This is a genomic window from Pseudomonas sp. AC463, from assembly GCF_979253585.1.
The window spans coordinates 1-266 of the sequence record NZ_CEEDDZ010000695.1; the positions used below are offsets into that span (position 1 = coordinate 1).

Annotated in this window: 1 protein-coding gene; it reads left to right on the forward strand. The window is 69.5% G+C overall.

Annotation, left to right across the window (positions count from 1 at the left end; translation table 11 throughout):
* A partial coding sequence (locus tag AC0IYH_RS31970) for a hypothetical protein (RefSeq protein ID WP_471838304.1) occupies nt 1-266 on the forward strand: 266 nt, incomplete at both ends.

The following is a 266-nucleotide window of genomic DNA, read 5'->3' on the forward strand; positions in this document are numbered from 1 at the left end:
GCCGAATTGGCCGCACGGCCCGCCATCGCGAAGGGCGACGCTGTGGCCGCATGCGCTGGCATTGGTCTGGCAGTTGCTGTGGGTCGCGCTGTTCATCTGGACGGGGGCACGACTGTTCCGGCGCGGCGTGCTGCAGTCGGGCAGCACCCCGTTCTGGCGGCGTTCACGGGCCGCCCCTATATCGGGGTGATGCAAACCCCCTCCGATCGTCGCACCTTCCTCGGCCTTGCCGGCCTCGGCACCGCTGCTTTCGCGCTGTTCGGCTG